Source organism: Micrococcus sp. HMSC067E09 (genome assembly GCF_001812555.1).
GTDB classification, from domain to species: Bacteria; Actinomycetota; Actinomycetes; order Actinomycetales; family Micrococcaceae; genus Micrococcus; species Micrococcus lylae.
Genome location: NZ_KV809409.1, coordinates 60,786 through 68,918, shown reverse-complemented (window position 1 = coordinate 68,918; position 8,133 = coordinate 60,786). Strand labels below are relative to the sequence as shown.

General features: G+C 72.3%; 6 protein-coding genes. 3 read left to right on the top strand and 3 right to left on the bottom strand.

The window, feature by feature from the left end:
• Positions 1–112 precede the first annotated feature (112 nt).
• Positions 113–1,165, top strand: coding sequence for an alpha/beta hydrolase (locus HMPREF2863_RS01390; RefSeq protein ID WP_141756337.1), 1,053 nt, complete (start codon positions 113–115; stop codon positions 1,163–1,165).
• On the opposite strand, the gene HMPREF2863_RS01385 is transcribed toward HMPREF2863_RS01390, so the two are convergent.
• Together HMPREF2863_RS01385 and HMPREF2863_RS01380 are read right to left on the bottom strand one after the other, a co-directional pair.
• Complete coding sequence (locus tag HMPREF2863_RS01385) at positions 1,131–2,099, bottom strand: alpha/beta fold hydrolase (RefSeq protein WP_083315142.1); 969 nt, start codon at positions 2,097–2,099, stop codon at positions 1,131–1,133. The genes HMPREF2863_RS01390 and HMPREF2863_RS01385 overlap by 35 nt on opposite strands.
• The gene (locus HMPREF2863_RS01380) at positions 2,099–3,079 is read right to left on the bottom strand and encodes a 2-hydroxyacid dehydrogenase (RefSeq protein ID WP_070637435.1); all 981 of its coding nucleotides are present in this window, start codon (positions 3,077–3,079) and stop codon (positions 2,099–2,101) included. The genes HMPREF2863_RS01385 and HMPREF2863_RS01380 overlap by 1 nt, the downstream gene beginning before the upstream one ends.
• A gap of 310 nt (positions 3,080–3,389) precedes the next feature.
• Between HMPREF2863_RS01380 and HMPREF2863_RS01375 the strand changes: the two genes are divergently transcribed.
• Both HMPREF2863_RS01375 and HMPREF2863_RS01370 read left to right on the top strand, forming a co-directional pair.
• Positions 3,390–5,165: a DHA2 family efflux MFS transporter permease subunit gene (locus tag HMPREF2863_RS01375; protein ID WP_070637433.1), complete on the top strand. Its 1,776-nt coding sequence runs from the start codon at positions 3,390–3,392 to the stop codon at positions 5,163–5,165.
• Positions 5,162–5,656: a MarR family winged helix-turn-helix transcriptional regulator gene (locus tag HMPREF2863_RS01370; RefSeq protein ID WP_070637432.1), complete on the top strand. Its 495-nt coding sequence runs from the start codon at positions 5,162–5,164 to the stop codon at positions 5,654–5,656. Before HMPREF2863_RS01375 ends, HMPREF2863_RS01370 begins: the two co-directional genes overlap by 4 nt.
• Before the next feature lie 163 nt (positions 5,657–5,819).
• Here HMPREF2863_RS01370 and HMPREF2863_RS01365 read toward each other — a convergent pair whose 3' ends face one another.
• Positions 5,820–7,922: a M13 family metallopeptidase gene (locus HMPREF2863_RS01365; RefSeq protein WP_070637430.1), complete on the bottom strand. Its 2,103-nt coding sequence runs from the start codon at positions 7,920–7,922 to the stop codon at positions 5,820–5,822.
• Positions 7,923–8,133: the final 211 nt, after the last annotated feature.

Below are 8,133 nucleotides of genomic sequence, written 5' to 3'. Positions count from 1 at the left end.
GTCATCAACGTGATGGCCGGGTACATCTAGAGGCGTGGCCAGGCGGTTCCACGACCCCGGCCAGTGGAGCCCGCCACGTGGGACGGGCTCCGGGCGACGGTAGCGTGCAGGCATGCCCGCACGCCGTTCTCCCCGTCGCACGCTGGAGCGCCTCGTGACCCTCGACGACGGCACGCGCCTGCGTCTGCGCACCCACCTGCCGCCGGGGTGGGCCGAGGGCGCGACGACGGCCGCCTCCCCCGCCTCCCGGCCCACCGGGGCGGGCGGGTCGCCCGCAGTAGCGGGCGCCGGGGCGGGAAGGTCGCCCGCGGGGGCGGGCGCCGCGCCGACAGTCGCGGATGCGGCGACAGGCGACGCCGAGGCGAGTGCCGTCGTCGTGATGGTGCACGGGACGCTGGTGACGGACGCGGCCTACGCGGCCACGGCACGGGCGCTGGCGAAGCGCCTGCGGGCCCCGGTGGCCACCTACGCGCGGCGGGGCCGGTCCGGGTCCTCGCCGCAGCCGGAGCAGGACCTGCTGGCCGCCGAGGTGGCCGACCTGCGCGCGGTCATGGCGCTGACCAGGGCGCGGTCGGTGCTGGGGCACTCGTTCGGCGGGTCGGTGGCGCTGCTCGCCGCCGCGGAGCACGCCGCGGCCGGGGGCCGGCCGTGGTCCGTGGTCACCTGGGATGCGGCGCTGAACTTGGACGGGATGCTGGCCGGGCTGTGGCGCCCCGGGATGGCCGAGGCCGTGGCGGACGCCCGCTGGGGCACCGCATGGGCGCATCTGGTGCGGGACCTGGGCACGGCCGGGCCGCTGTCCCGGCTGCCGGTGACGGTGCTGCGCGGAATGATCGGCGCGGCGTCCTTCACCCGGCCCGGGAAGGGGATGCTGCGGCTGCTGCCGGCGTCGTCGGCGGAGATGCGGGCGGCCGTGGCCGAGCCCGTGGACGCGGAGGCACTGGCGCGGAACCTGGCGGACACTCGGGTGACCCTGGTGACGGGAGGCCGCTCCCCCGGGTTCTTCGCGGACACCGCGCGCGTGCTGACGCAGGCCGCCCACCGGGCCGGGGCGCCGCAGCGCACGGCGGCCATGGCCTGGCGCGTGATGCCGGCCCGCCTGCATGACGGGCCCATCACGCCTGAGCCGTTCATGCTGCGGGCGCTGGCGTCCGCCCTGCGCTGACCGACGGGCCGGCGGTGAAGTGCTCGGCGAGATCGGAGAGCACGGCCTCCACGGCGAACGGGATGGCGCCGTGCATGCAGCGCGGGGAGCGTTCGAAGGTGGTGGTAGGCATGGCTGCGTGCAGCCGGCGGACGACCTCCTGGAAGTACTGCGGGGACAGACCGCCGCACATCAGGTGCACCGGGGCGGTGATGGCGGCGAAGTCCTCGGGGCGGTCGTCCTCGTGCATCGCCGCGATGAGCTCACGGGACAGGGTCGGCAGCATGCGGCGGGCCATCTTCCCCAGCGGGGTGGCCACGAGGCCGGCGAAGGTGAAGGTGAGGAACCACTCCGGCACCTGGGACAGCACGGCGGAGGATTGAAGGCCACGCTGGAGAATCGCCAGGCCGCGGGCGGTCTTCCCGTCCTCCACGGCCTGTTCCAGGCGGGACAGCCAGTGGGCGGTCCGGGGGCCGTCCAGGTTCACGCAGGGGTCGTAGAGCGCGGTGCGGTCCGGGACCAGTTCGGCAGGGAACAGCCCCCCGGCGTGCTGCAGCGCGTTGAGCACCACGGAGCCGCCGAGCGAGTGGCCGATCAGCTGGCGGGCGCCGGTGTGCTCCAGGACGGCGGCGAGGTCCGCCACCTCGGTGTCCATGGAGTAGTCCTCCGGCTGCGGGGCCGAGTCGCCGCGGCCGCGGCGGTCGTAGACGTCCACGGCCCAGTCCTGCCCGGAGATCTCCCGCAGGCGGGCCCGCAGCACATGGGCGAAGGGACGGTAGTACCAGGCGCTGAGATGCGCGCCCACCACCACGACCACGCGGCGCTCCCCCGGGGCCGTCTCGTCACCGCAGGTCGTCATGGCCAGGGCGGCGCCGTCCGCGGCCGTCACCACGTCATGCGTGCGGCGGGCTGTGCGCAGCGCGCGGACCAGGCGGCGGGCGCGGGTCAGGAGCATCACGCGGGGTTCACGCAGGCCGGGATGTCCCCGCCGGTGGCCATGGCGATCGCGTTGCGGGCGGTGAGGACGGCCATCTCGTCCCGGGTGTTGCGCGTGGCCGAGCCCAGGTGCGGCAGGACCATGACGTTGTCCAGCTCGGCGAGGCCGGCGGCCATGGCCGGCTCATCCTCGAACACGTCCAGGCCGGCGCCGAACAGATGGCCGGACCGCAGCGCCTCCACCAGGGCCGACTCGTCCACCACCGGGCCGCGGGCGGTGTTGATGAGCACCGAGCCGCGCTTCATGCGGGCCAGGACGTCCGCGTCCACGAGGTGGCGGGTGTCCTCGGTGAGCGGCACGTGCAGGGAGAGGATGTCCGCGCGCTCCACCATCTCCTCCCAGCGGACCTGCTCCACACGGCCGGCCAGGTCACCGAGCTCCGCGGCGGACACCTCACGGTGGGCCGGCGGGCGCGGGGCGAAGACGACCTGCATGCCGAAGGCGAGGGCGCGCTCGGCCACCGCCCTGCCGATGCGACCGAAGCCGGCCAGGCCCAGGGTGGCGCCGGCGACGTCCTTGCCCACCAGCAGGTCCGGCGCCCAGCCGGTGAACTGCCCGGCGCGCATCATCCGCTCCCCCTCGTAGGCGCGGCGGGTGACGCCGAGGATCAGCAGCAGCGCGATGTCCGCGGTGGCGGCGGTGAGCACGTCCGGGGTGTTGCCGACGCGGATGCCGGCGGCGGTGGCCGCGTCCACATCGATGTTGTTGTAGCCCACCGCGTAGTTGGCGATGCCCTTGAGCTGTGCCCTCTCGAGCGTGGCGGCGTCGAAGGTCTGGTCCAGCGCGCAGACGATCACGTCGTAGTCCCCGGAGGCGGCCAGCTCGGGCAGGGCGGCGTTCCCGCCCACGTCCTTGCCGTGCGTGATCTCGCCGGCCTCGCGCAGCAGGGCCAGCCCGGACTCGGGCAGGTCGATCATCGTCAAGAAGCGAGCAGTCATGGGGCACCTCCGTGCGGGTGGATCAGCAGGGCGAGGGTGGCCGGGGGCTGCGGCGCCGGCCGCCACCGGGCATTGCGTCCCAGGCTAGCGCTGACGCGGACGGAGGCGACCGGAGGTGTCAGGAGGCGTCAAGAAGCGACCATTGACGATCGTCAATCATTGACTAGAATCAACCGTTGACTCCACGCAATGACCTGACCGGAGTGCCCCGCCGCACGCACCGGCCCGCCGCAGCCTGAAGCACCTTCCCAGGGGTGCCGCTGCCGCCCGCCGCCGCCACGACGTCGCCTCCCTTCCCCGGAAGGACCGCATGTCCACCACGAACCCCGAGACCTCGTCCGTCTCGATCGTCGCCGCCGACCCGCAGGAACGGCACCGCAAGATCCTGCAGGCCCTGACCGGCCTGCTCCTGGGCATGTTCGTGTCGATGATCGCCAACACGGTGGTCTCCACGTCCCTGCCGGTGATCGTCCATGACCTCGGCGGAGACCAGGCCACCTACACGTGGGTGGTCACCGCGATGATGCTCGCCACCGCGATCGCCACCCCGATCTGGGGAAAGTTGGCGGACCTGTACTCCCGCAAGCTGCTGTTCCAGATCGCCATCGTCGTGTTCGTCGCGGCCACCGCCGCGGCCGGCTTCGCGCAGGACCCGGCGTGGATGATCTCCTGCCGCGTCCTGCAGGGCCTGGGCGGCGGCGGTCTCATCGCCCTGTCCCAGGTGATCATGGCGGACATCATCAGCCCCCGTGAGCGCGGACGCTACATGGGGCTGTTCGGTGCCGTCATGGCCGTCGCCACCGTGGGCGGCCCGCTGCTCGGCGGCCTGATCACGGACACCCTGGGATGGAGGTGGAACTTCTTCGTCTCCGTGCCGTTCGCCCTCGCCGCCCTGGTGATGGTGGAGAAGAACCTCAAGCTCGAGCGCCTCTCCTCCCGGAAGGCCAACATCGACATCCTCGGCATCGCCCTGATGGCCGCCGCCACCACCCTCCTGCTGCTCTGGGTCACCCGTGCCGGCCAGGACTTCGAGTGGGTCTCGCCCACCAGCGCCTGGATGGTCGGCGGATCCCTGCTGGCCGCCGCGCTGTTCGTGGTGGTCGAGCGCAGCGTCTCCGAGCCGCTGATCCCGTTGCGCCTGTTCCGGAACCGCACATTCACCCTGGCCGTGGTGGCCTCGCTGTCGGTGGGCCTGGCCATGTTCGGCTCCGGCGTCTACCTGGCCCAGTACATGCAGCTCGCCCGCGGTGCCACCCCGTCCCAGGCCGGATTCATGACCCTGCCACTGATGGCCGCGTTCCTGATCTCCTCCACTCTGGCGGGCCGGCACATCACCAAGCACGGCAACTGGAAGCCGTTCCTGGTGGCGGGCTCCGTGTTCCTGACCATCGGCCTGGCACTGCTGGGCACCCTGCGCTACGACACGAACTTCGCCCTGGTCTGCGTCTACATGGCACTGGTGGGCCTGGGCATGGGCATCACCATGCAGAACCTCGTACTGGTGGTGCAGAACACCACGGATCCGCACGCCATGGGCGTGGCCACCTCGGGCGTGACCTTCTTCCGTACCCTCGGCGGCTCGGCCGGCGTGGCCGCGATGGGCGCCGCCGTAGCCACCACGGTGACGGACGGCATCCAGTCCCGCGCCGCCGAGGTCCAGGCCGCCCTCGCGGGCATGGGTCCCGAAGGGGCCAAGTGGGCCACGGACATGCAGGCCGGCCGCCTGCCCGCCGTGGCCTCCATGCCGCACGAGCTGCGCGTGATCTTCGAGGAGACCTACGCCCAGGCCATCTCGAACGCCTTCCTCTGGACCGTGCCGCTGGCCGTGCTGGGCATCGTGGCGGTGCTGCTGCTTCCGAACATCCCGCTGGGCCGTCGCAACGCCCAGGAGCAGCGTGCCGCCCAGCGTGCCCGCCGCAGCGCCCAGCAGGAGGCGGCGGCCGCCGCGGTGGGCCCGCACACCGGCTCCCTGCCGCAGATCCGTGACGAGCGCCCGGACGCCGACCCCGCGGACACCGGCAAGCAACCGGACGCCTCCCGGGGTACCGGAACCGAGGCGACCCGCCGGACCGGAGGCGACCGATGAGCAGCACCCCGCTCCCCCAGGGCGCCGCCGCCGAGCACCCGGAGGAGTTCGAGGCCGCCATCCGCGACCTCGAGGGCTCCTTCGTCACGCTCGTCCGCCAGTACCGCCAGCTCATGGCCCGGCACGCCGAGCAGCTCAGCCCCGGCATGTCCTCCGGTGCGATGAAGGCGTTCCTGACGATCGTCAACGCCGCCCCGCTGTCCCCGTCCGCCCTGGCCGAGACGATGCTCGCCGACCGTGGCCAGATCTCCCGCTTCGTCAAGGAGCTCGAATCCCTGGAGCTCATCACCCGGGAGGCCGATCCGAAGGACCGCCGTGCGGCCGTCCTGCGCCCCACCGAAGAGGGCCTGCGCCGCCTCCACGAGGTCCGCACCGGACCGGTCGGCGGCGGCATGCGCCGCGACCTCGCCGGCTGGGACCTGGAGGACGTCCGGCAGCTCGGCACTCTGCTGCACCGCTTCACCGAGGAGCGCGCCCGCCGCGCCGAGTGAGGCCTCCGGCGCCGCAGGCGCCCCTCCCCGCCGCGCACCCCGGGTGCCGCGGTGCGCCGAGGCCTCCGAGACCCCGAACCCACGACGACGGCCGCTCACCGTCCGACTGCACATGCAGTCGGCAGGTGAGCGGCCGTCGTCGTTGTTCCCCTGCGGGGTCGGCTCACCAGATGGAGACGCGCTCCTCCGGAGCCAGCCACATCGGGTCCTGCTCGGTGGTGCCGTAGGCGGCGTGGAAGGCGTCCAGGTTCTTCACCACCTGGTTGCAGCGGAACTCGTTCGGAGAATGCGGATCCGAGGCGATGCGCGTGATCATCGTCTCCGGACGCGTCAGCTGACGCCACACCGAGGCCCAGGAGGAGAAGAACTCACGGTCCTGCGCCGCAGTGTCCTCGTCCGCGGACTCGGACTGCTCCTCACGCCAGATCTCCAACGCCTGGTGCGCGATACCCAAGCCGCCGAGATCGCCGATGTTCTCCCCCAGGGTGAACTCGCCGTTGACGTGGTGGTCCGGGGCCTCCGCCGGGGACAGGGCGCTGTACTGGGCGACCAGCTTGGCGGTGCGGTCCGAGAACGCCTCCTGGTCCTCGTCCGTCCACCAGTTCTTCAGGGTGCCGGTGCCGTCGTAGCGGGAGCCCTGGTCGTCGAAGCCGTGGCCGATCTCGTGGCCGATCACCGCGCCGATGCCTCCCAGGTTCGCGGCCATGGAGCGCTCCGGGTCGAAGAACGGGGGCTGCAGGATGGCCGCCGGGAACACGATCGCGTTCTCCAGCGGCGAGTAGTAGGCGTTCACGGTCTGGGGAGTCATGTGCCACTCCTCCGGATCAGGACCCTTCTCGATCTTCGCCAGGTCCCAGTCCCAGGCGAACTCATCCGCGCGGCGGGCGTTGCCGAGCAGGTCGTCCGCGTCCACCTCCAGAGTGGAGTAGTCGATCCACTTGGACGGGAAGCCCACCATGGGGCGGAACATGGACAGCTTCTCCAACGCGCGCTGGCGGGTGTCCTCCCCCATCCAGTCCAGGCGGGAGATGGAGCGCCGGTAGGCCTCGTTGAGGAGGCCGACCAGCCTGTCCATCTGGTCCTGATGGCCGGCCGGGTAGTGCTTGGCCACGTACAGCTGTGCCACGTCCTCGCCGGCGGCGGAGTTCACGAACGCCACGGCGCGCTTCCAGCGCGGGCGGACCTCCTCGGTGCCGGCCAGGCGGCGGCCGTAGAACGAGAAGTTCTCCTGCACGAACGCCTCAGGCAGGTACGGCGCGAAGGAACGCAGGACCTGCACCTCGAGCCAGTGCTTCCAGGTCTGTAGGTCCACGGCGTCATCGCCGGCGAGCAGCGACTGGACGCCGGCGAGGAAGTCCGGCTGCCACACCACGACCTCGTCCGAGCGGGAGCCGGCGGCGCCGATGCCCTCCAGCCAGGCCTGCGCCAGCGGGAACGTCTCGTCCAGCTGCGCGCGGGTGAGCAGGTTGTAGCGGGCCACGGCGTCGCGGGAGCGCACCACGTCCCAATGGTGCGAGGCGATCTTCGTCTCCAGGTCCACGACGCGGCCGGCGATCTCGGAGGCCTCCGCCTCGTCTGCGCCGATGCCGGCCAGGGCGAGCATGCGGCCCAGGTGGGCGCGGTACTCGGAGACGATCTCCGCGTAGGAGTCCTCGCGGTAGTAGGACTCGTCCGGCAGGCCGAGGCCGCCCTGGAGCAGGTGGAGGAGCATGCGCTCCGGGTTGCCGGCGTCGTTCATGGCGCCGGTGTTGATCAGGCCGGAGACGCCGTGGCGCTGCAGGGCGCCGGAGAGGGTGAGCAGCTGCTCCGGGGTCTCCACGGTCTCGATGGCGGCGAGGTCTCCGGCGATCGGGGCCACGCCGCGGGCCTCCACGACCTCCTCGTCCATGAACGAGGTGTAGAGGGCGGCGATGCGGCGGCGCAGCGCGGTCTGGTCGGCGGAGGTGTCATCGGAAGAGGCGTCCGAGGCAGCGGCGTCCTCGGCGGAAGCGGCCTGCTCCGGGGCGTCCAACACGGTATCCGGGGAGGCGATGTCCGCAGAGGCCTCCACACGGGCGCGGGCAGCATCATGGCCGGTGCCGACGGCGCGCACAGCGTCCTCGCACAGGTGCCGGACCGCGAGCTCGGCGTTGTCCCGCAGCTCGAGGAACGCGCCGTAGGCGCCCTGGTCGGAGGGGATCTCATGGGAGGCCAGCCACTCGCCGTTGACGTGGCGGTAGAGGTCCTCGGTGGGGCTCGGGACGGCGTTCTCGGCAGGTGCGGTCACAGGTGGTGCTCCTTCGGATGCTGTGGACGGCGGGCAGGCATGCTCCCCCCGAAGCCTAGTGGGTCAGGTCACACCCGCGCAGGGACGACGACGGCGGCGCACCCGGGGAGCACTGCATGCAGTGCCCGGGTGCGCCGCCGTCGTCGGGTCGGCTCAGAGGACTTTGCTGGGTGCGGAACTCCTCCGGCGGGCCGTCACTGCCCCGCCGACC

Bases quoted from the DNA above. Each gene is read 5' to 3' on its own strand.
- HMPREF2863_RS01390 (WP_141756337.1), top strand. From the start codon at position 113: ATGCCCGCACGCCGTTCTCCCCGTCGCACGCTGGAGCGCCTCGTGACC.
- HMPREF2863_RS01385 (WP_083315142.1), bottom strand. From the start codon at position 2,099: ATGCTCCTGACCCGCGCCCGCCGCCTGGTCCGCGCGCTGCGCACAGCC.
- HMPREF2863_RS01380 (WP_070637435.1), bottom strand. From the start codon at position 3,079: ATGACTGCTCGCTTCTTGACGATGATCGACCTGCCCGAGTCCGGGCTG.
- HMPREF2863_RS01375 (WP_070637433.1), top strand. From the start codon at position 3,390: ATGTCCACCACGAACCCCGAGACCTCGTCCGTCTCGATCGTCGCCGCC.
- HMPREF2863_RS01370 (WP_070637432.1), top strand. From the start codon at position 5,162: ATGAGCAGCACCCCGCTCCCCCAGGGCGCCGCCGCCGAGCACCCGGAG.